The following is a 19383-nucleotide window of genomic DNA, read 5'->3' on the forward strand; positions in this document are numbered from 1 at the left end:
GCTGGCGCCCTGACCAGCGCTGGCGGGCCAAGCGGCAGCCGCCCCGCCGGCGCCCGCGGCGTCACGCTTTCTGCGTGAGCGAACGCACTTCTTCGCCCGTCAGCCAGCGCCACCGCCCCTCGGGCAGGTCCGGCGTCAGCACCAGTTCGCCGAAGGCCGAGCGGTGCAGCGATTCCACCCGGTTGCCCACTGCGGCCACCATGCGCTTGACCTGGTGGTACTTGCCTTCGGTCAGGGTCAGGCGCAGGTGGCGCTCGCCCACCGCCTCGCAGGCCTGCGCCCGCACGGGCTTCGGGTCGTCGTCGAGCACCACGCCATCGAGCAGGCGGGCCAGTTGCCGATCGTCCAGCGGGTGCTTCACCTGCGCCTCGTAGACCTTGGGCACGTGGTGGTGCGGTGAGGTCAGGCGGTGGATGAACTTGCCGTCGTCCGAGAGCAGCAGCAGGCCGGTGGTGTCCTGGTCCAGGCGGCCCACCGCCTGCACCCCGGCCGCCGCACCACCGCCGCGCGCGCGCAGCGGGCCGGGCAGCAGGGTGTAGACGCTGGGGTGCGCGCCGGGCTTGTGCGAGCACTCGAAGCCCGCCGGCTTGTGCAGCAGCAGGTAGGCCTGGGCGTGGTAGTGCCAGGTCTCGCCCATCACGCGGAACACCAGGCCCTCTTCTTCGAAGGCGGCGAAGGGATCGGTGCAGGGCGCCCCCGCGTCGCCCACCGAGACGTGGCCTTGCTGGATGAGGCCGCTGCAGATGCGGCGCGTGCCGAAGCCCTGCGAAAAAAGGATGTCCTGCAAGGCCTTCATGGTCAGCGGGAGGTGCTCGCGCGCTCGATGGGCTGGCCCGCCACGGCCGCCTGCCAGCCGGCGGGCAGGCGCTCGGGCGCGAGCTCGGCCAGCGGCACCAGCACGAAGGCGCGCTCGCGCCAGCGCGGGTGCGGCACGGTGAGCGTGGGGGAGTGAATGCGGGCGTCGCCGTAGAACAGCAGGTCGAGGTCGAGCGTGCGGGGGGCGTGGTGGTACGGCCGCTCGCGGCCCGCGCCGGCCTCGATGGCCTGCAGGGCGCTCAGCAGATCGGGCGCGCTGAGCGTGGTGGCGATCTCGGCCACTGCGTTGATGAAATCGGGGCCCTGGGCCTCGTGCGGCGCGCTGCGGTACAGCGAGGACGCGCGCAGCAGGCGCAGGCCGGGCGTGTGGTCCAGGGCATTCAGCGCCGCGCGCACGGCGGCCACGGGATCGCCCAGGTTGGCGCCGAGCGCGACCCAGGCGCTGACGTCAGGCCGCGCCATCGCCGCTGGCGGGCGGGCTGCCTTCTCCGCCCTCACCGCCCTCGCCGCGCGCGGCACCGGCCGGCTTGCGGCGGCGGCGGCGGCGCTTCTTGGCGGGCACGCCGCCGGCCTCGCCGGCCGCTTCCTCCTCAGGCGCCCCACCGGCCGACTCCCCCTGCGCCTCGCCGCCGTCGTCGATCGGACGGAAGCGGGGGTCGTCGGACACGCCGGCGTCGGGGTGGTCCGCATCGCCGCGCTTCACGCGCCGCGCCTTGGGCGCGCCCTTGCCGCTGTTGCGCTGGGCGTCCACCATGTCGCGGCGCATGTCCTCGCTGGCGGTGCTGAAGGTCTCCCACCAGTGCGCCAGCTCCTCGTCCACCTCGCCCACCTGCGCGCGCAGGCGCAGGAAGTCAAAGCCGGCGCGAAAGCGCGGCTGCTCCACCAGCGTGAACACGCCGCTGCCGGTGCGCTTGTCGAAGCGCGGCTGCATGAGCCAGATCTCGCGCATGTCGGCGCCGAGCTTGCCGCGGCCCGACACGTCGCCGATGCGCGAGTCGAAGGCCTCGTCGATGGCGTCCTGCAGGGCGGCGAAGGCCGGCACGGGCTTGCGGTCCGGGCGCGATTCGAGGCGGCGCTCCCAGCCGCGGCGCACGTCGGCCCACAGCACGCAGGCCAGCAGGAAGCTCGGCGCCACGGGCTTGTTCTCACCGACGCGGCGGTCGGTGTCCTGCAGGGCGAGCTGCACGAAGGGGTCGTCGCCGCGCTGCACCACCACGTCGAGCAGGGGGTAGATGCCGCTGTTGAGGCCCAGGGTCTTGAGCTGCGCCAGGCTGGCCAGCGAATGGCCGGTCTGCAGCAGCTTGAGCATTTCATCGAACAGGCGGCTCTGCGGAATGTCCTGCAGCAGCGACTTGGACGCGATCAACGGTTCACGTGTCTTCGAATCGAGCTTGAAGCCCAGCGGCGAGAGCTTGGCCGCGAAGCGCACGGCGCGGATGATGCGCACCGGGTCCTCGCGGTAGCGCGTGGCGGCGTCGCCGATCATGCGAAGCGTCTTCTTCTGCGCGTCGCGGATGCCGTGGTGGAAGTCGACCACGGTCTGTGTCTCCGGGTCGTAGTACATGGCGTTGACCGAGAAGTCGCGGCGCGCCGCGTCCTGCTCGATCGGACCCCAGACGTTGTCGCGCAGCACGCGCCCGCTGGCGTCCACCGCGTGCTTCATGCCCGAGAGCTCGCCCTTGCTGGTGCGCTCGTTGCCGGCCACCTGCTCGGCGTCGGCCGAATCGAGATAGGCGCGGAAGGTCGAGACCTCGATCACCTCGTGCTCGCGCCCGCGGCCATAGACCACGTGCACGATGCGAAAGCGCCGGCCGATGATGAAGGCGCGCCGGAACAGGCCCTTGACCTGCTCGGGCGTGGCGTTGGTGGCGACGTCGAAATCCTTGGGGCGCAGGCCCAGCAGCAGGTCGCGCACGGCGCCGCCGACGATGTAGGCCTCGAAGCCGGCCTGCTTGAGCGTGTGCACCACGTCCAGCGCGCGCTGGTCCACCAGCTTGGGGTTGATGTTGTGCACGCTGGCCGGCACGTCCTCGCGCTTGCCGAAGCGCGAGCCCGCGCGGGCGCCGCCGGTCTTGCCCAGCAGCTTGTCGATGAATTTCTTGATCATTCGAAGAGATTGAGGATGCGCCAGCCGCGCGTTTTGGCGAGGGTGGCGAGGCGCTCGTCGGGGTTGGTGGCCACCGGTTCGTCCACCTTCTCGAGCAGCGGCAGGTCGTTCATCGAGTCGCTGTAGAAGGTGCTGTGCGCCAGATCGGGCCAGCGCAGGCCGCGATCGGCGAGCCATTGTTCCACACGGGCGACCTTGCCCTCGCGGAACGAGGGAACGCCCGTGATGGCGCCGGTGAGTTCGCCCCGCGCGTCGGCTTCCAGGTCGATGGCGATGAGGTGGTCGACACCGAAGGCCTGGGCGATGGGCCGGGTGACGAAGGCGTTGGTGGCGGTGACGATGAGCACGGTGTCGCCCGCCGCCTGGTGCTGACGAACCAGGGCACGCGCCGCCTCCGTCATGGCCGGGCGGATCACCTCGGCCATGAAGCGCTCGTGGGCGCGGCGGCCCTCGGCCAGGCCGCGTTCGCGCACCGCGCCGGTGGCGAAGCGCACGTAGTCGTGGATGTCCAGCGTGCCGGCCTTGTAGTCGGCGTAGTAGCCGTCGTTGGCGCGGCGGAAGGCCTCGGCGTCGCGCCAGCCCAGGCGCACGGTGAACTCGCCCCAGGCGTGGTCGGAATCCAGGGGGATGAGGGTGTGGTCGAGATCGAAAAGGGCCAGTCGCATCGGAGGGTGTCCGCTCATTCGTCTTCCAGCATGGATCTGATGAGCGGAATCGTGATCGCGCGCTGCGTGCGCAGCGCGTAGCCATCGAGCCGCTCGAGCAGCAGCATCAGGCTGGAGAGGTCGCGCGAGAAGCGCTTGAGCATGAAGTCCATGACCTCGTCGCCGAGGAAGACGCCGCGCTCGTCGGCGGCGCGGCGCAGCACGGCGCGGCGCTCGGTCTCGCCCAGCGCGCGCAGTTGGAACACGTGGCCCCAGCCGAGCCGGGTGCGCAGGTCTTCGCGCAGGAGCAGGTCGGCGGGCGGCCGGTCGCCCGCGGCCAGCACCCAGCGCGCCGGGCCGTGGGCCGGGGTCTGGGCGTTGACGAACCAGTTGAAGGCCATGGCCTGCTGGGTGGCGGTGTAGAGGTGCGTGTCGTCGAGCAGCACGGCGTCCCAGTGTTCGTCGAACTCGGCCGGGTCCAGGGTGCTGGCGTCCATCCAGCCCACGCGCGAGCCCTGCTCGCGCAGGGCCTCGCGCACGGCGCGCAGCAGGTGCGTCTTGCCGCTGCCGCTCTCGCCCCACAGGAAGGTGGGCACGGGCGAACGCAGCGGGTTGGGCACCCACAGGCGCAGGTGCGCCAGCGCGGCCTCGTTGCCCACGCCCACGAAGTTGTCCAGCGTGGGCAGCGGCGCCAGGCCGATGTCCAGCGCGAGCTGCTTCATGGGTTGACCAGGGGTGCTCACTGGGCGGATCTCATGGCAGGCGCGGCGGTCCGTTGTGGCCGACGGGCGCCTTGAGGTACAGGTCACTGGCCAGGTACTGGCGCTTGAGCCGGCGCAGCGCCACCAGCAGCACCGCGCTGGCGGGCAGTGCGATCAGCACCCCCACGAAGCCGAACAGGTGGCCAAAGGCCAGCAGCGCGAAGATGACACTGATCGGGTGCAGGCCGATGGCCTCACCCACCAGGCGCGGCGTGAACCAGTAGCTCTCCACCAATTGCCCCAACATGTAGACCCCGAACACCAGCGCCACGCCGGTAAACGACTGGAACTCCAGCAAGGCTGCGAGCATGGCCAGCACCAGGCCCACGCCGAAGCCCAGGAAAGGCACGAAGGTGGCCAGGCCAGTGAACACGCCGATGGGCAGCGCCAGGTTCAGGCCCACCAGCGCCAGGCCCACCGAATAGAAGACGGCGAGAATGCCCATCACCATCAGTTGCCCGCGCAGGTACCTGCCCAAGACATCGTCGGTATCGTTCAGGAAGCCCTGCACCGACTCGCGCCAACGCGGCGGCACCAGCGAGCGGCCACGGCCCATCAAGGCGCGCCAGTCCAGCAGCAGGTAGAAGGCGACGATGGGCATGAGGAACAGATTGCCGAACAGCGCCGCCAGCGCGCTGCCACCGATGCGCAGCGAGGACAGCAGGCCAGCCAGCAGCTCGCTTTCCTTGCCGCTCACGAGCTCGCTGGCCCATTGGCGCAACTGGCTCACATCCAGATTCAGGTCGAAACCGAAGCGCGCAGCCAGCGCCGTGAGCTTGTCGGCCAGGCGCTCCAGCAGGGCAGGCACCTGCTCGCTCAGCATCGGCACCTGCTGAGTGATCACGGGGACAATGAGCAGCACCACCGCCAGCAGCACGAGCATCAGCAGGGTGACCGACAGACCGGCCCCCAGCCAGCGCGGCCAGCCACGCGCGGCCAGCCGCTCCACCAGCGGATGCATGGCATACGCAATGATCAGGGCCACGATGAAGGGCATGAGCACCGGCGCCAGCAAGGTGAGCAGCAGGACGATGACCAAAGCGATCAAGGTCCAGGCGGCGATGCGGATCTGGGTGGGCGTGAAGGTCATGAGGCGAGGCTCGGTGACGGGCTTCGGGCCCGGGGCGAGCCCGTAAAATCCGGTTCCGGATTCTATCGGTGCGCCCCCGGCGCCCCGGGGGCATCCTCCCTTTCCCGTCCGACCACCGCCCCGCGGCCTCGCCGCCGCCCCCTCTGCGCCCTCCCCATGAGCACCACTCCCCTGTCCTACAAAGACGCCGGCGTCGACATCGATGCGGGCGACGCCCTGGTCGAGCGCATCAAACCGCTGGCGAAAAAGACCATGCGCGAGGGCGTGCTGGCCGGCATCGGCGGCTTCGGCGCCCTGTTCGAGGTGCCCAAGCGCTACCAGGAGCCGGTGCTTGTGAGCGGCACCGACGGTGTGGGCACCAAGCTCAAGCTGGCCTTCGAATGGAACATGCACGACACGGTGGGCATCGACCTGGTGGCCATGAGCGTGAACGACGTGCTGGTGCAGGGTGCCGAGCCCCTGTTCTTCCTCGACTACTTCGCCTGCGGCAAGCTCGACGTGGACACCGCCGCCGCGGTGGTCGGCGGCATTGCCAAGGGCTGTGAGCTGTCCGGCTGCGCCCTCATCGGCGGTGAAACGGCCGAAATGCCCGGCATGTACCCGGCCGGCGAGTACGACCTGGCCGGCTTCTGTGTGGGCGCGGTCGAGAAGTCGAAGATCCTCACGGGCAAGAACGTGGCCGAGGGCGACGTGGTGCTGGGCCTGGCCTCGCATGGCGTGCACTCCAACGGTTTCTCGCTGGTGCGCAAGTGCATCGAGCGCGCCGGCGCGAACCTGCCCGCCACGCTGGACGGCCTGCCCTTTCGCGAGGCGGTGATGAAGCCCACGCGCCTGTACGTGAAGAACGTGCTGGCGGCGCTGCAGCAACACCCCATCAAGGCCCTGGCCCACATCACGGGCGGCGGCCTGCTGGAGAACATCCCCCGCGTGCTGCCCGACGCGCTGGCCGCGCACCTCGTCAAGGGCAGTTGGCCGCAGACCGAGTTGTTTGCCTGGCTGCAGAAGACCGCGGGCATCGACGACATCGAGATGAACCGCACCTTCAACAACGGCATCGGCATGGTGGTGGTGATCGCCGCCGACCAGGCGGAAGCCTGCGCCGCCACCCTGCGCGGCCTGGGCGAATCGGTGCATGCCATCGGCCGCATCGCGCCGCGCGGCGCGGGCGCGGCCGTGGTAGTCGGGTAAACCGCCGCCGGCTTCAGGTGATGTCTTCGGACATCACCACCCGCACACCCGGCGTCGCCGTCAGCGCGGACTCCAGCAGCGTGCGCGCAATGGCCTCGGCCGGCACCACGCGCCAGCGCCGCGGCAGCACCGGCGCGATGGCTTCGCTGATGCGCACGAACAGCCGCTCGCGCGGCCGGTCCTCCACACGCTCGCCGCCGATCAGCCCCGGGCGCACCAGCGTGAGCGAGGGATAGCCCAGCGCCAGCAGGTCGCGTTCGACCTCGCCCTTGGTGCGCGAATAGAAAACGCGCGAGCGCACGTCAGCGCCCAGGGCCGAGTTGAAGGCATACGCCTGGGTGCCCTGGCGCAGCGCCAGCTCGGCCACGCGCAGCGGCAGGTCGTGGTCCACGCGGTAGAAGGCCTTCCGCGAACCCGCCGTCTTGATGGTGGTGCCGATGGTGCAGATCACCGCGTTCACACCCCACCAGTCCGCGTCTTCGGGCAGGCGCTCGAAGCTCACGACGGGGTTCAACAGCTTGGGGTGAGTGGGCAAGGCGCGCCGGGTGGGGGCCACCACCAGCCGCACCTGCGGGTGCGCCAATGCCTGGCGCAACGCGTGGCTGCCGACCAGGCCGGTGGCGCCCGCGATCATGAGTGTTTTCAAGAACGAGGCTCCGGTTCCGGGCCCGGCGGGCCTCGGTTCCCGATCGATGTTCGTTGCAGCTCTGGCCGCGCGTCAACAGCGCTTACACGCCGATACGGGCGTGGCGCTCAGTTCATGGCGCGCCGCAGGGTCTGCAGCCGCTGCTCGATCGCGCTGCGCTCGAGCGCGTCGTCGGTGTGGTCCACGAAGGTTTCGAGGTCGTTCACCGCCAGGCGCAGGTCGCCGATCTCGGCCCAGGCCAGGCCGCGGTCGCGAAACTCCACCCAGGCCTCGGGCAGCAGCACGATGAGACGATCCAGCACGGCCACCAGGCGCAGCCAGTCGGACTGCGTGCGGTGGATCTCCTTGAGGTTGCGCAGCAGGCGCGCGAGGATCTCGCGCGGCGTGGCGGCCTGCAGGTACAGGCCCACGGGCACGTCGAAATCGTCGACCAGGCCGTTGCGGCGCTTGTAAGGCTCCAGCCGCTCCGACAGGTCCTCGCGGCTGAGCGACTGGCCGGTGAAGGGGTCGATCACCACCTGCCCATTGGGCAGGTTGATCTTGATCATGAAGTGCCCGGGGAAGTTGACGCCACGCGCCTTCAACCCCATGCCCTGGGCCAGCTCCAGCCACAGCACGGCCAGCGAGATGGGGATGCCCCGGCGCGTGCGCAGCACGGCGTTCAAGTAGCTGTTGTCAGGGTCGTAGTAGTTGTTGACATTGCCGCCGAACCCCATGTCGCGGAAGAAGAACTGGTTGAGCACGCGCAAGCGCTGCAGCGGGCCGGCGTCCTCTGGGCAGCGGCGCTTCACGCGCGCCAGCATCTGGTCCACGTCGCCCAGCACCTGTTGCACGTCGAGATCGGGGTATTCGTCCTGCGCCACCGAGGCCGCCGCCTCGAACAGCGGCAAGGCCTCGTCGTCACGCACGAGCGACGCGAAGTAGCTCAGGGGCGTGGGCGCGGTGAACTCGAACGTGAGTGGCATGGAAAAGGGTCGAGAGCGGGCGCGGGACGGTCTATTGTCGGACGAACTGCCGCAAGTTCAAGCCCGAGAGAACCAAGGCCCCGAAGTACAGCGCGCCCGCCCCCACGATACCCAGTGCCAGCAGGCCCACACGCTGCAGTGCAGCACCTTCGAAGCCCAGCCAGCCCACACGCGCCGACAGCCAGGTGAGGTAGACCGCCAGCAGCACGCTGGCCGCCAGCACCTGCAGGCCGAATTTGGCCCAGCCCGGGGCCGGCTTGTAGGCGCCCCGCCGGCGCAGGCCGATCAGCAGGAAGGCCGCGTTGACCAGCGCCCCCAGGCCAATGGCCAGCGCCAGCCCGGCGTGCGCCAGGTGCGGCACCAGCACCACGTTCAGCAGCTGGGTGAGCACCAGCACGCCGATGGCGATCTTCACCGGCGTGCGGATGTCCTGGCGGGCGTAGAAGCCCGGCGCCAGCACCTTGATGGCCACCAGCCCGATCAGCCCAGCGCCATAGCCCATCAGGGCGAGCGATGTCTGCTGCACGTCGGCCACGCCGAAGCGGCCGTAGTGATACAGCACCGCCACCAGCGGCTGGGCAAACGTGAGCAGCGCCACCGCGCTGGGCACGGCCAGCAGCACCACCAGGCGCAAGCCCCAGTCGAGCAGGCCGCTGTAGCGTTCATTGTCGCCCGCCGCCTGGGCGGCCGACAGTTGGGGAAGCAACACCACCCCCAGGGCCACGCCCAGCAGGGCCGTGGGGAACTCCATCAGGCGGTCGGCGTAGGTGAGCCAGCTCACGCTGCCCACGGCCAGGTGGGAGGCGATCTGGGTATTGATGAGCAGCGAGAGCTGGGCCACGCTCACGCCCAACAACGCCGGGAGCATGAGGGTGAGCACGCGGCGCGTGCCGGGGTGCGCCCAGGCGGTCTTGAGCGCGCCCCAGCCCAGGCCCACGCGCGGCCACAGGCCCAGGCGCCGCAGCGCCGGGATCTGCACGCCCAGTTGCAGGGCGCCGCCCAGCAGCACGCCGCCGGCCATGGCGTAGATCGGCGGCAGCCCCAAGCGCTCGAACCAGGGCGCGCCGAACCAGGCGGCAGCGATCATGGCCAGGTTGAGTAGCACCGGCGTGGCCGCCGGCACGGCGAAGCGCTTCCATGTGTTCAGGATGCCCGCCGCCAGCGCCACGAAGGACATGAAGCCGATGTAGGGGAACATCCAGCGCGTCATGACCACGGCGGCCTCGAACCCGTCGGGCGACTGCTTCAGGCCGGCGGCCATGGCATAGACCAGCACCGGCGCGGCCAGCACGCCCAGCACGCAGGTCACCAGCAGGGCCCAGGCCAGCACGGTGGCGATCTGGTCGATCAGGCGGCGGGTGGCCTCGTCGCCCTCCTGCGCGCGGGTGCCGGCCAGCACGGGCACGAAGGCCTGGCTGAAGGCGCCTTCGGCGAACAGCCGGCGCAGCAGGTTGGGGATGCGAAACGCCACGTTGAAGGCGTCTGTGAGGGCGCTGGCGCCGAAGGTGGCCGCCACAAGGAGCTCGCGCACCAGCCCGGTGATGCGCGAGGCCAGGGTCAACAGGGAAACCAGGGAGGCGGACTTGAACAGCGACACGGCGCAGAGTGTAAGCGGGCCCTAACCGGCAGCCGACGGGTGTGCCTGGGGCAGCCGGGGATACCGGGCTATAATCGCGGGCTTTGCTGGCAACATCCACAAACACTCAAGGAACACACCATGGCCACCAAGCCGAAGAAAAAGAACCCTCGCCTGGCGTCCGGCCGCAAACGCGCCCGCCAGGACGTCAAGCTCAACGCCGCCAACAGCTCGCTGCGCTCCAAGTACCGCACCGCGGTGAAGAACGTCGAGAAGGCGGTCGTCTCTGGCGACAAGGCCAAGGCGACCGAGCTGTTCGCCAAGATGCAGGCCGTTGTCGACACCATCGCCGACAAGGGCATCTTCCACAAGAACAAGGCCGCTCGCGACAAGAGCCGCCTGTCCGCGAAGGTCAAGGGTCTGGCCGCCGCGGCCTGATCCCCACCACCAGCCGCCCAGGCCCCCAGGGGCCTGCCGTTTGAATCGGGTGCGCTGCCAGCAAAAGCAAAAAAGCCGTCGCAAGACGGCTTTTTTGTTGCCCGATCGGCATCGGTGGAATCAGGCCTTCTTCGGTGGCGGTTCGGGCAGCAGACAGGCTTCGGCCACCTGCAGGTCGTTGTCGCGGGCGAAGTTGAGGCAGAAATCCCAGGCCATGGGCTCGGCCTCGCGCAGATCGCCGTTCACCACCACGCACTTGACGCCGTTGATGACGGTGGGCACGCACCAGGGGGAGTAGCTCAGGTGGCTGCCCGGTTGCACGCCACCGGGGCGGAAACCGCTCATGACCCCGGCAAGGCGTTCGGCCCAATCGCTCGGGCGAAAGGTGCGTCCATCGCGGGTGATGCCCTGGATGAAGACTTGCTTGGGCGTGGGTGCGGCCATCGGGTGGAGGGTAAGCCTCGGATGGTGGGCTCGTGCAGGAATCGGGCCATCGCATCAACCGGGATCGCCGGCCGGGACGGCAGCCAAGAATTGTATCTTATATAAGACTTGTGACGGCCCCGAGGCACCCGGCCAGGGGCATGGCAGCGATGCCCAGCCGTCATCGATCCGGCGCAAAACGTGTGCCTACAATCGCGCTTCAACGGCTCCACCCTGCCCCGCAGGCGTTGTGAGCCGATTTCTTTTCTGGCCCGCAATCGGAGAGTCCCCGCATGAACGCCGCGCTGAAACCCGTCGCCTCGCCCCACGTGATGAACACCTACGGTCGCCTGCCGATCGCGCTGTCGCACGGCCGAGGCTGCCGCGTGTGGGACACCAACGGCAAGGAGTACATCGACGGCCTGGCCGGCATCGCCGTCAACACCCTGGGCCACGGTCACCCCAAGCTCGTGCCCGCGCTGCAGGATCAGATCGCCAAGCTGATCCACAGCAGCAACTACTACCACGTGCCCGACCAGGAACGCCTGGCGCAGATGCTGGTGGAGCGATCGGGCCTCACCAACGTGTTCTTCTGCAGCACCGGCCTGGAGGCCAACGAAGCCGCGCTGAAACTGGCGCGCAAGTACGGTCACGACAAGGGCATCGAGCGCCCTGAGATCGTCGTATACGAAAAGGCCTTCCACGGCCGCTCCATCGCCACGCTGTCGGCCACCGGCAACCCCAAGGTGCAGGCCGGCTTCGGCCCGCTGGTGGAAGGCTTCATCCGCGTGCCGCAGAACGACATCGAGGCCTTGAAAAAGGCCACGGCCAACAATCCCAACGTGGTCGCCGTGTTTTTCGAGACCATCCAGGGTGAAGGTGGCATCAACCCGATGCGCGCGCAGTACCTCAAGGAGGTGCGCGCCCTGTGCGATGAGCGCGACTGGCTGCTGATGATCGACGAGGTGCAGTGCGGCATGGGCCGCACCGGCAAGTGGTTCGCGCACCAGTGGGCCGGCATCGTGCCCGACGTGATGCCCCTGGCCAAGGGCCTGGGCTCGGGCGTGACCATCGGCGCCGTCGTGGCCGGCCCCAAGGCCGCCAACATCTTCCAGCCGGGCAACCACGGCACCACCTTCGGCGGCAACCCGCTGTCCATGCGCGCGGGCGTCGAGACCATCCGCATCATGGAAGAGGAAGGCCTGCTGGCCAACGCCGAGCGCGTGGGCGCGCACCTGCGCGCTGCGCTGGAAAAAGGCCTGGCCGGCGTGGACGGCGTGAAGGAAATCCGCGGCCAGGGCCTCATGCTCGGCATCGAACTCACCAAGCCCTGCGGCGTGATCCTGCAGCGCGCGGCCGACGCGGGCCTGCTGCTGTCGGTCACGGCCGACAGCGTGATCCGCCTGGTGCCAGCGCTGATCCTCACCACGGCCGAGGCCGACGAGATCGCCGCCATCCTGGTGCCCCTGGTCAAGGCCTTCCTGGCGGAGTGAGCGCGCCCATGTCGACGATCCGCCACTACCTGCAGTTCAAGGACTTGAGCGCCGAGGAATACGGCCACCTGTTCGAGCGCGCCGCCTTCATCAAGCGCAAGTTCAAGGCCGTCGAGAAGTACCAGCCCTTCGCCGATCCCGACCGCACCCTGGCCATGATTTTCGAGAAGGCCAGCACGCGCACGCGCGTGAGCTTCGAGGCCGGCATGTACCAGATGGGGGGCTCGGTGGTGCACCTCACCACCGGCGACAGCCAGCTCGGCCGCGCCGAGCCCATCGAAGACAGCGCGCGCGTGATCAGCCGCATGGTGGACCTGGTGATGATCCGCACCTTCGAGCAGGCCAAGATCGAGCGCTTCGCCGCGCACTCGCGCGTGCCGGTCATCAACGGCCTCACGAACGAGTTCCATCCCTGCCAGATCCTGGCGGACCTGTTCACGCTGGTGGAGTACCGCCCCGCGCCCAGTGGCAAACCCCTGGACGCCATCCGCGGCAAGGTGGTGGCCTGGGTGGGCGATGGCAACAACATGGCCAACACCTGGCTGCAGGCGGCCGAACTGCTGGGCTTCACGGTGCACGTGAGCACGCCCGGCGGCTACGAGGTCGATCCCGTGCTCGCGGGCATCAGCGACCGCAACTGCTACAAGGTGTTCAAGGACCCGCGAGAGGCCTGCCAAGCCGCCGATCTGGTGACGACCGACGTCTGGACCAGCATGGGCTTCGAGGCCGAGAACGAGGTTCGCCGCCAGGCCTTCGCCCAGTGGTGCGTTGATGAGGCCATGATGATGCTGGCGAAACCCGATGCGCTCTTCATGCATTGCCTGCCCGCCCACCGCGGCGAGGAGGTGGCGGCCGAGGTGATCGACGGCCCGCAGAGCGTGGTGTGGGACGAGGCAGAGAACCGCATGCACGCGCAGAAGGCCTTGATGGAATACCTGCTGCTGGGCCGCGTGGCCTGAGACCATGTCCGCCTGCACGAACTGCGGCGCCTGCTGCGCGTGCTTTCGCGTGGACTTCGCGGTCTACGAGATGGAGGACATGGGCGGCAGCGTGCCCTCGGGCCTCGCCGTGGAGGTCAACGGCAGCACCATGCGCATGCGCGGCACGGACCACGTGCCCATCCGCTGCGCGGCGCTGACGGGCCGCATCGGCGAGCGGGTCGGCTGCGGCATCTACGAATGGCGCCCCTCGCCCTGCCGCGAGTTCGAAGAAGGCAGTGACGCCTGCGCTCGCGCCCGCGCGCGGCACCACTTGCCGCCGCTCGGCGACGCGGCCTGAACCCTCGTCGAAACTTCATATCTGAAGTTTTCCGTCACCTGTTGGCAATAACCGACACCACAGGTATTTTTGCGGTGCTACCTTCGCCGCGCCATGAAAACCCTCTGGGACATCTCCCCTCCCGTTCACGCGGGCGCACCGGTCTTTCCCGGTGACACGGCGTACGCGCAGCAGTGGGTCGCCAGCATCGGCCCCGGTTGCCCGGTGAACGTCAGCGCGATCACGCTCTCCCCGCACGTGGGCTCGCACGCCGACGCGCCGCTGCACTACGACCCGGCGGGCGCGCCCATCGGTGAGGTGCCGCTGGAGACCTTCATCGGCCCCTGCCGCGTGATCCACGCGATCGGCGTCGGGCCGCTCATCCGGTTCGAACACCTCACACACGCCATGAAGGATGTGCCGCCACGCGTGCTCGTGCGCAGCTACGCGCGCATGCCGCAGGGCGCTTTCGACAACGACCTGCCCGCCTTCGCGCCCGAGACCGTGGAGCGCCTCGCCGACCTCGGCGTGGTGCTCATCGGCATCGACAGCGCCAGCATCGACCCCGCGAGCAGCAAGACCCTGGACAGCCACCAGGTGATCCGCCGCCGCGGCCTGCGCGTGCTGGAGAACCTGCTGCTCGACGACGTGCCCGAAGGCGACTACGAACTCATCGCCCTGCCCCTGAAGCTCACCACCGCCGACGCCTCGCCGGTGCGCGCGGTGCTCCGTTCCCTGCCATGACCACCCACTTGCAAGACTGCCGCGCGCTCGACGCGCAAGACCCGCTGCGCCCGCTGCGCGAGCTCTTCGACATCCCCGCGAACACCCTCTACCTCGACGGCAATTCGCTCGGCGCCATGCCGCGCTCGGCGCCCGCGCGTGTGGCCGAGGTGGTGACACGCGAATGGGGCCACGACCTCATCCGCAGCTGGAACAGCGCCGGCTGGTTCGAGATGCCGCGCAAGGTCGGCGACCAGATCGCGCGCCTGATCGGCGCTGCACCGGGCACGACCATCGCCACGGACAGCACCAGCGTGAACCTGTTCAAGGCGCTCAGCGCCGCGCTGCGCATCAGCGCCGAGACGAAGCCCGGCCGCTGGCGCATCGTGAGCGAGCGCAGCAACTTCCCTACCGACCTCTACATCGCCGAGGCCCTGTGCAAGGACAAGGGCTGGGAGCTGGTGTTGGTGGAGCCGCACGAGATCGCCGAAGCGTTGAAGGACGAGAAGCTGGCGATCCTGATGCTCACGCACGTGAACTACCGCACCGGCGCCATGCACGACATGGCCGCGGTGACGAAGGCCGCACACGACGCGGGCGCGCTGGTGGTGTGGGACCTGGCGCACAGCGCCGGCGCGGTGCCGGTGGACCTGACAGGCGCCGACGCCGACTTCGCGGTGGGCTGCGGTTACAAGTACCTCAATGGCGGCCCGGGCGCGCCGGCCTTCGTCTGGGTGAACCCCAAGCACGCCGACCGCTGCTGGCAACCCCTGGCCGGCTGGTGGGGCCACGACAAGCCCTTCGCCTTCACGCCCGACTACCAACCCGCGCAGGGCATCGTGCGCTACCAGTGCGGCACGCAGCCCATGATCAGCCTGGCCGCGCTGGAGTGCGGCGTGCAGACCGTGCTGGCGGCCGAGCCCCTGGGCGGCATGGCCGCGCTGCGGCGCAAGTCGCTGGCGCTCACCGATCTCTTCATCGCGCTGGTGGAAGAGCGCTGCGCCGGCCATGGCCTGTCGCTCGTGACGCCTCGTGAGCACGCCCGGCGCGGCTCGCAGGTCTGCCTTTCCAAAACAACGGGCGCCTACGCCATCGTGCAGGCCCTCATCGCGCGCGGCGTCATCGGCGACTACCGCGCGGGCGACGGCGCGGGCCACCCCGACATCCTGCGCTTCGGTTTCACACCGCTGTACCTGGGCTTCGAGGACGTGTGGAACGCCGTCGAACACCTGCACCAGGTGCTGGAGAGCGGCGAATGGCAAGGCGCCGAATTCCAGCGCCAGCACGCAGTGACCTGAAATGAGCGACACCACCAAACGCCCCGAAGACGTGGTGCGCGAGGAGCGCGCCCAGCTCGACTTCAGCCGCGACATGAGCTACGGCGACTACCTCCAGCTCGACGCCATCCTGAACGCGCAGAAGCCGCTGTCGCCCGCGCACGACGAGATGCTGTTCATCGTGCAGCACCAGACCAGCGAGCTGTGGATGAAGCTGATGCTGCACGAGCTGCACGCGGCCATCGCCCACATCGCGCGCGACGAGTTGCCGCCGGCCTTCAAGATGCTCGCGCGCGTGAGCCGCATCATGGAGCAACTGGTGCACGCCTGGGACGTGCTGGCCACCATGACGCCGCCCGAGTACAGCGCGCTGCGGCCCTACCTGGCGCAGTCCAGCGGCTTCCAGAGCCACCAGTACCGCTGCATCGAGTTCGCCATGGGCAACAAGAACGCCGCCATGCTCAAGCCGCACGCGCACCACCCCGAACGCGCCGCCACCGTGCGCGCCGCGTACGAGGCGCCTTCGCTCTACGACGAGTGCCTGCGCCTGCTGGCGCGCCACGGCCTGCCCATTCCCGCCAGCCACACCGAGCGCGACTGGACCCAGCCCTACGAAGCCAGCGACGCCGTCGAACAGGCCTGGCTCACGGTCTACCGCGACCCCAAGGCCCACTGGGACCTGTACCAGCTCGGCGAAGAACTCACCGACCTGGAGGACAGCTTTCGCCTCTGGCGCTTTCGCCACGTCACCACGGTGGAGCGGGTGATCGGCTTCAAGCGCGGCACCGGGGGCACCGGCGGTGTGAGCTACCTGCGCAAGATGCTCGACGTGGTGCTGTTTCCCGAGATCTGGCGCCTGCGCACCGACCTCTGAGCCCCGCTCAGAGCGGCCCGCGCAGGCTGTCGACGGGGCTGGGCGGGCCCTGCCAGGCCTTCTCGCAGTCGGCGCGCGCGCGGCGAAAGGCCTCTTCACCCAGGCCCGCGCGCAGTTCCAGCATGAGCGGGCGCACCCAGCGCGCCGCCGCCTGGCGGCCCACCAGGTTGACGAGGGTGGCCCAGCCCATGGCCAGCATTTCGTAGGCCTGCGCGGCCTCGCCGAGCTCCACGTGCACGGCCGCCGCCTGGCTGGCCGCCTCCAGGTAGGTCAGGGCGTCGCGCACCTCCAGGGCCCCGCGGCGCGCCACGTCCAGCCGCTGCAGGGCCTCGGCCTGTTCGCCCAGGCCGCGCGCGATGCGCGCCCCCAGCAAGCCCCGCCGCGCGGTGGCGGCGCCGGAGCTGTCGCCGATGACCGCCAGGCCCTGCCACAGTTCGTCGGCCCGCCGGGGATCGTGGCTCATCAGAGCGGCGACCGCCGCCAGCCGGGCGGCCTCGGCGTCGCCCGACAGCCCTTGCGCGGAAAACAGGCTGGCCGCGCGCAGGAAGCGCTGGGTCGCGCCCTCGGTGTCGCCCACGGACAGCGACTCGCGGGCTTGCGCCAGCAAGGTGTCCGCCACGTCGTGCGCTCGCTCTTGGGCGTTTTCGGTCGTCCAGCCCACTGGGCCGGGTACGGTGTCGTCGTACGCACCCATGACCGCCTCCTTTGTCGTCCGCCCATCGGCATGGGCAGGCCGGAGCTTAGACCAGCTGAGCGCGGGACCAACCGGGCTTTCCCCCTGTGCAGTCATGGACATGGCTTGTTCGGGCCGGGGGTTGGAACCCGGTGCGGACGCTCGACACACAGCCCGCGGCACTGTCGCCTCACGCAAAAGACCCGATGCCCACCTCCCTTGAACTGCTCCTGGGCCCGGCGGCCCCCGGCACGCCGGCCCACGTGAGGCGACTGCGCAGCGACGACGGCATCGCGCTTCACCTCATCAGCAACGCGCGCGACGACCAGCTCATGCTGCTCAGCTCGCCCGGCAGCCTGCCGCCCGACGCCGATCTGGCGTGGGCGCAAACCCTCTGGCACCACACACTGGAACACCCCCATCGCCCGGGCATGCGGCTCTCGATCGCGTTGCGGCCGGGCAGTCCACGCCTGCATCTCATGGATGTCTGGCCACGGCATGCCGTGTCGCCGCAAGCGCTTGCTCAAGTGCTTGACGAACACAGCTGGCGCCACCGCCTCTGGCGCGAGTCGCTCGAGGCCGCCGAGGACGAGGAAAACGAGGGCATCACCGACCCGGCCCTCATGCTTGACGACCACATCCCACCCCACCGCTTCGCTTGATCGGCGAGTCCCCCACGCACTCCCTTGAACCACATGAATCGCTACCACGTCACCCCTGACAGACACTGGAACCCCACCGCAGACGAGAACAACTGGAAGGTCCCGTCAACGCCGTCGAGGCCATCGCCCCAAATCGGGACGGAGAATCTGGTGCCGGGATATCGGCTCGTCACCACGCAGGAAAAACCTCCGGCACAAGACGATTGGTGGAACGAAGAAGACATCTTCGATTTGGTGCACAACTCCGGGAACGATCCTTGGACTCTGCCAGCCGAGGCCGACACCATCGACACAACCGACAACGCACTGCCCTGCAACACGCCGGCAGACACCCGTCCTTCGGTTCTGCGGGCCATATCCGCACTGCCCAAAAAGCTGCGGTGCGAAACCCATAACAAACTGTCGGAGTGCCGGACCATTGAGGACGCTTTGGCGGAAATGCTGGCGGCAAGAAACTCGGGCAAAAAGTACTCTGGAAACGAGAGGCTGCGGGTACTTTCCGTATTGGGTCTGTTGGGCAGGCTGTCGCTCGGGACATCCGACAGCCAGATATTTGCCTGCATGTGCCTCATCAACATGCGCGCGGAGCGCAACCTAAGAACCCCAGTTCTCTACGCCAAGCTGGCCGAGGCGTTGCCGCCGGCGTTTCCCGACGAACTCGGGCCGTACAAGACGGTCTTGATCGACGCCTGCCGCGAGGCCATCAAGCTCATCAGAGGCTCCGACACGGCGCATTTCGGTGACTACCTGCCCATGGCCCTGGACGCACTGAAGCTCCTCGAAACCAAGCTGCAGGCCTATGAACGCGAGCCCACGGCGCATGAGCAGGTATCGGGGGACCAATTGAAACGGCTCTCCGAGTTGCGGTACGCCAAAAGAGCCTCGCAATCATCGGCGAACTCATTGAAGCGCACGCACGAGGAAACTGTCCATGAGACGTTCACCGAGCACGGCGGCACGAACAGCTCCACGGAGCCGCCACCCCTGCTGTCGCTGGCGCCACCCACCCACCACAGCCACCTTCTGACCCCGCCGACGCAGCCGTCCTTGCCTCACACCATTCCCGGCACCTTGTCCGGGCCGAGGCCTCAGCCATCCCCGCCCTCATGGAGCCCGGCGCGCTACGCCGCTGAACTGCAGGTGCTGGCGCAGCAAGGAACGCTGCTATTGCTTCAACCGGTCGCCCACACCCTTGCTGCCTTCGCCGCCTGCCGTGACCGGCAACAGCTGAACCAGGTGATGCAATCCATCACCCTGCCAGGCTTTCTGGGCATGCTGGGCTTGATGCGCAGCCTCAACCCAGGCGCTGCCGGCGAGGTCGCGCTGTACACGGCGCTGTACTACGTCGAGCGCACGCTCCTCCTGCCGAACGGCCTCGCCCCGGTCTTGAGCGAGGCCTTGTCCGACGTGAAGCGTTTGCCCGACGACGTGCGATTCACGTTCGCGCTGGGGGCGCAGGCGAGCCAACAACCGGACCCCCTGAGGACAGCGATCGAAACCTTGTTCGACCGACTGACTCACCGCGGCGGGTCCTGATCCGCCGGGCCAAGCCTCCGCTCAGCTTGGGCGGATGTTGTTGCGTTTGATGACGTCGGCCATGGCAGCGGTGTCGGCTTTGATGCGCCGCGCCAGGCCCTCGGGCGAGGTGCCGGCCACGGCCCAGCCCTGGTTGAGGATCTTCTCGCGCACGTCCGGGCGGCGCACGATCTCGGCGAGCAGCGTGGCCAGCCGGTTCACGTGCGCCTTGGGCAGGCTGTTGGGCGCGGCGAC

At 69.0% G+C, this 19383-nt stretch carries 21 protein-coding genes and 1 pseudogene; 10 read left to right on the forward strand and 12 right to left on the reverse strand.

Annotated features, from left to right (window positions below):
- Positions 1 to 61 precede the first annotated feature (61 nt).
- Genes VLG41_RS20880 through VLG41_RS20905 form a run of 6 tightly spaced genes read right to left on the reverse strand, consistent with a single transcriptional unit; the run spans position 62 to position 5418 of the window.
- A complete protein-coding gene (locus VLG41_RS20880; protein ID WP_325351309.1) occupies positions 62 to 796 on the reverse strand; it encodes a 16S rRNA pseudouridine(516) synthase in 735 nt (244 codons plus the stop codon).
- Positions 797 to 798: 2 nt separating this feature from the next.
- Positions 799 to 1278: a 2-amino-4-hydroxy-6-hydroxymethyldihydropteridine diphosphokinase gene (gene folK, locus VLG41_RS20885; protein ID WP_325351310.1), complete on the reverse strand. Its 480-nt coding sequence runs from the start codon at positions 1276 to 1278 to the stop codon at positions 799 to 801.
- The gene (pcnB, locus tag VLG41_RS20890) at positions 1265 to 2923 is read right to left on the reverse strand and encodes a polynucleotide adenylyltransferase PcnB (RefSeq protein WP_325351311.1); all 1659 of its coding nucleotides are present in this window, start codon (positions 2921 to 2923) and stop codon (positions 1265 to 1267) included. Before pcnB ends, folK begins: the two co-directional genes overlap by 14 nt.
- Positions 2920 to 3588 carry an HAD family hydrolase gene (locus tag VLG41_RS20895; RefSeq protein WP_325351312.1) on the reverse strand — a complete coding sequence of 223 codons (669 nt, stop codon included), beginning with the start codon at positions 3586 to 3588 and terminating at the stop codon, positions 2920 to 2922. Before VLG41_RS20895 ends, pcnB begins: the two co-directional genes overlap by 4 nt.
- 14 nt (positions 3589 to 3602) lie before the next feature.
- Positions 3603 to 4289: a DnaA regulatory inactivator Hda gene (gene hda / locus VLG41_RS20900; RefSeq protein WP_325351326.1), complete on the reverse strand. Its 687-nt coding sequence runs from the start codon at positions 4287 to 4289 to the stop codon at positions 3603 to 3605.
- Between the two features lie 31 nt (positions 4290 to 4320).
- On the reverse strand, positions 4321 to 5418 hold the full coding sequence (locus tag VLG41_RS20905) for an AI-2E family transporter (RefSeq protein WP_325351313.1): 1098 nt from the start codon (positions 5416 to 5418) through the stop codon (positions 4321 to 4323).
- A 156-nt stretch (positions 5419 to 5574) separates the two neighbouring features.
- Between VLG41_RS20905 and purM the strand changes: the two genes are divergently transcribed.
- Positions 5575 to 6606 carry a phosphoribosylformylglycinamidine cyclo-ligase gene (gene purM / locus VLG41_RS20910; RefSeq protein WP_325351314.1) on the forward strand — a complete coding sequence of 344 codons (1032 nt, stop codon included), beginning with the start codon at positions 5575 to 5577 and terminating at the stop codon, positions 6604 to 6606.
- A 13-nt stretch (positions 6607 to 6619) separates the two neighbouring features.
- On the opposite strand, the gene VLG41_RS20915 is transcribed toward purM, so the two are convergent.
- From VLG41_RS20915 to murJ, 3 genes are all read right to left on the reverse strand, one after another.
- Complete coding sequence (locus VLG41_RS20915; RefSeq protein ID WP_325351327.1) at positions 6620 to 7240, reverse strand: NAD-dependent dehydratase; 621 nt, start codon at positions 7238 to 7240, stop codon at positions 6620 to 6622.
- A gap of 119 nt (positions 7241 to 7359) precedes the next feature.
- Positions 7360 to 8217: a SirB1 family protein gene (locus VLG41_RS20920; protein WP_325351315.1), complete on the reverse strand. Its 858-nt coding sequence runs from the start codon at positions 8215 to 8217 to the stop codon at positions 7360 to 7362.
- 31 nt (positions 8218 to 8248) lie between these two features.
- On the reverse strand, positions 8249 to 9814 hold the full coding sequence (murJ, locus tag VLG41_RS20925; RefSeq protein ID WP_325351316.1) for a murein biosynthesis integral membrane protein MurJ: 1566 nt from the start codon (positions 9812 to 9814) through the stop codon (positions 8249 to 8251).
- Between the two features lie 120 nt (positions 9815 to 9934).
- Between murJ and rpsT the strand changes: the two genes are divergently transcribed.
- Positions 9935 to 10231, forward strand: a complete 297-nt coding sequence (gene rpsT, locus VLG41_RS20930; RefSeq protein WP_291021633.1) for a 30S ribosomal protein S20 — start codon at positions 9935 to 9937, stop codon at positions 10229 to 10231.
- Positions 10232 to 10351: 120 nt separating this feature from the next.
- Here rpsT and VLG41_RS20935 read toward each other — a convergent pair whose 3' ends face one another.
- Positions 10352 to 10675, reverse strand: a complete 324-nt coding sequence (locus VLG41_RS20935; RefSeq protein ID WP_288254121.1) for a DUF3579 domain-containing protein — start codon at positions 10673 to 10675, stop codon at positions 10352 to 10354.
- 272 nt (positions 10676 to 10947) lie between these two features.
- Between VLG41_RS20935 and VLG41_RS20940 the strand changes: the two genes are divergently transcribed.
- From VLG41_RS20940 to kynA, 6 genes are all read left to right on the forward strand, one after another.
- The gene (locus VLG41_RS20940) at positions 10948 to 12147 is read left to right on the forward strand and encodes an aspartate aminotransferase family protein (protein ID WP_325351317.1); all 1200 of its coding nucleotides are present in this window, start codon (positions 10948 to 10950) and stop codon (positions 12145 to 12147) included.
- Between the two features lie 8 nt (positions 12148 to 12155).
- Positions 12156 to 13106 carry an ornithine carbamoyltransferase gene (gene argF, locus VLG41_RS20945; protein WP_325351318.1) on the forward strand — a complete coding sequence of 317 codons (951 nt, stop codon included), beginning with the start codon at positions 12156 to 12158 and terminating at the stop codon, positions 13104 to 13106.
- A gap of 4 nt (positions 13107 to 13110) precedes the next feature.
- Positions 13111 to 13425 (forward strand): YkgJ family cysteine cluster protein, encoded by a 315-nt coding sequence (locus tag VLG41_RS20950; RefSeq protein WP_325351319.1) that lies wholly within the window; start codon positions 13111 to 13113, stop codon positions 13423 to 13425.
- A gap of 93 nt (positions 13426 to 13518) precedes the next feature.
- The gene (kynB, locus tag VLG41_RS20955; protein WP_325351320.1) at positions 13519 to 14148 is read left to right on the forward strand and encodes an arylformamidase; all 630 of its coding nucleotides are present in this window, start codon (positions 13519 to 13521) and stop codon (positions 14146 to 14148) included.
- Complete coding sequence (gene kynU / locus VLG41_RS20960; protein ID WP_325351321.1) at positions 14145 to 15425, forward strand: kynureninase; 1281 nt, start codon at positions 14145 to 14147, stop codon at positions 15423 to 15425. The genes kynB and kynU overlap by 4 nt, the downstream gene beginning before the upstream one ends.
- A gap of 1 nt (position 15426) precedes the next feature.
- The gene (kynA, locus tag VLG41_RS20965; protein WP_325351322.1) at positions 15427 to 16278 is read left to right on the forward strand and encodes a tryptophan 2,3-dioxygenase; all 852 of its coding nucleotides are present in this window, start codon (positions 15427 to 15429) and stop codon (positions 16276 to 16278) included.
- A 7-nt stretch (positions 16279 to 16285) separates the two neighbouring features.
- On the opposite strand, the gene VLG41_RS20970 is transcribed toward kynA, so the two are convergent.
- The gene (locus VLG41_RS20970) at positions 16286 to 16972 is read right to left on the reverse strand and encodes a hypothetical protein (RefSeq protein ID WP_325351323.1); all 687 of its coding nucleotides are present in this window, start codon (positions 16970 to 16972) and stop codon (positions 16286 to 16288) included.
- Between the two features lie 185 nt (positions 16973 to 17157).
- Here VLG41_RS20970 and VLG41_RS20975 point away from each other — a divergent pair, with 185 nt between their 5' ends.
- Both VLG41_RS20975 and VLG41_RS20980 read left to right on the forward strand, forming a co-directional pair.
- Positions 17158 to 17613 carry a type III secretion system chaperone gene (locus VLG41_RS20975; RefSeq protein ID WP_325351324.1) on the forward strand — a complete coding sequence of 152 codons (456 nt, stop codon included), beginning with the start codon at positions 17158 to 17160 and terminating at the stop codon, positions 17611 to 17613.
- A 33-nt stretch (positions 17614 to 17646) separates the two neighbouring features.
- The gene (locus VLG41_RS20980) at positions 17647 to 19149 is read left to right on the forward strand and encodes a hypothetical protein (protein WP_325351325.1); all 1503 of its coding nucleotides are present in this window, start codon (positions 17647 to 17649) and stop codon (positions 19147 to 19149) included.
- Between the two features lie 21 nt (positions 19150 to 19170).
- Here VLG41_RS20980 and VLG41_RS20985 read toward each other — a convergent pair.
- Positions 19171 to 19383: pseudogene (locus VLG41_RS20985) on the reverse strand (tripartite tricarboxylate transporter substrate binding protein); the annotation flags it as partial.

The sequence above is a fragment of the Hydrogenophaga sp. genome (assembly GCF_035481345.1).
Lineage (GTDB): Bacteria > Pseudomonadota > Gammaproteobacteria > Burkholderiales > Burkholderiaceae_C > Hydrogenophaga.

Bases quoted from the DNA above. Each gene is read 5' to 3' on its own strand.
- VLG41_RS20880 (WP_325351309.1), bottom strand. From the start codon at position 796: ATGAAGGCCTTGCAGGACATCCTTTTTTCGCAGGGCTTCGGCACGCGC.
- folK (WP_325351310.1), bottom strand. From the start codon at position 1,278: ATGGCGCGGCCTGACGTCAGCGCCTGGGTCGCGCTCGGCGCCAACCTG.
- pcnB (WP_325351311.1), bottom strand. From the start codon at position 2,923: ATGATCAAGAAATTCATCGACAAGCTGCTGGGCAAGACCGGCGGCGCC.
- VLG41_RS20895 (WP_325351312.1), bottom strand. From the start codon at position 3,588: ATGCGACTGGCCCTTTTCGATCTCGACCACACCCTCATCCCCCTGGAT.
- hda (WP_325351326.1), bottom strand. From the start codon at position 4,289: ATGAAGCAGCTCGCGCTGGACATCGGCCTGGCGCCGCTGCCCACGCTG.
- VLG41_RS20905 (WP_325351313.1), bottom strand. From the start codon at position 5,418: ATGACCTTCACGCCCACCCAGATCCGCATCGCCGCCTGGACCTTGATC.
- purM (WP_325351314.1), top strand. From the start codon at position 5,575: ATGAGCACCACTCCCCTGTCCTACAAAGACGCCGGCGTCGACATCGAT.
- VLG41_RS20915 (WP_325351327.1), bottom strand. From the start codon at position 7,240: ATGATCGCGGGCGCCACCGGCCTGGTCGGCAGCCACGCGTTGCGCCAG.
- VLG41_RS20920 (WP_325351315.1), bottom strand. From the start codon at position 8,217: ATGCCACTCACGTTCGAGTTCACCGCGCCCACGCCCCTGAGCTACTTC.
- rpsT (WP_291021633.1), top strand. From the start codon at position 9,935: ATGGCCACCAAGCCGAAGAAAAAGAACCCTCGCCTGGCGTCCGGCCGC.
- VLG41_RS20935 (WP_288254121.1), bottom strand. From the start codon at position 10,675: ATGGCCGCACCCACGCCCAAGCAAGTCTTCATCCAGGGCATCACCCGC.
- VLG41_RS20940 (WP_325351317.1), top strand. From the start codon at position 10,948: ATGAACGCCGCGCTGAAACCCGTCGCCTCGCCCCACGTGATGAACACC.
- argF (WP_325351318.1), top strand. From the start codon at position 12,156: ATGTCGACGATCCGCCACTACCTGCAGTTCAAGGACTTGAGCGCCGAG.
- VLG41_RS20950 (WP_325351319.1), top strand. From the start codon at position 13,111: ATGTCCGCCTGCACGAACTGCGGCGCCTGCTGCGCGTGCTTTCGCGTG.
- kynB (WP_325351320.1), top strand. From the start codon at position 13,519: ATGAAAACCCTCTGGGACATCTCCCCTCCCGTTCACGCGGGCGCACCG.
- kynU (WP_325351321.1), top strand. From the start codon at position 14,145: ATGACCACCCACTTGCAAGACTGCCGCGCGCTCGACGCGCAAGACCCG.
- kynA (WP_325351322.1), top strand. From the start codon at position 15,427: ATGAGCGACACCACCAAACGCCCCGAAGACGTGGTGCGCGAGGAGCGC.
- VLG41_RS20970 (WP_325351323.1), bottom strand. From the start codon at position 16,972: ATGGGTGCGTACGACGACACCGTACCCGGCCCAGTGGGCTGGACGACC.
- VLG41_RS20975 (WP_325351324.1), top strand. From the start codon at position 17,158: ATGCCCACCTCCCTTGAACTGCTCCTGGGCCCGGCGGCCCCCGGCACG.
- VLG41_RS20980 (WP_325351325.1), top strand. From the start codon at position 17,647: ATGAATCGCTACCACGTCACCCCTGACAGACACTGGAACCCCACCGCA.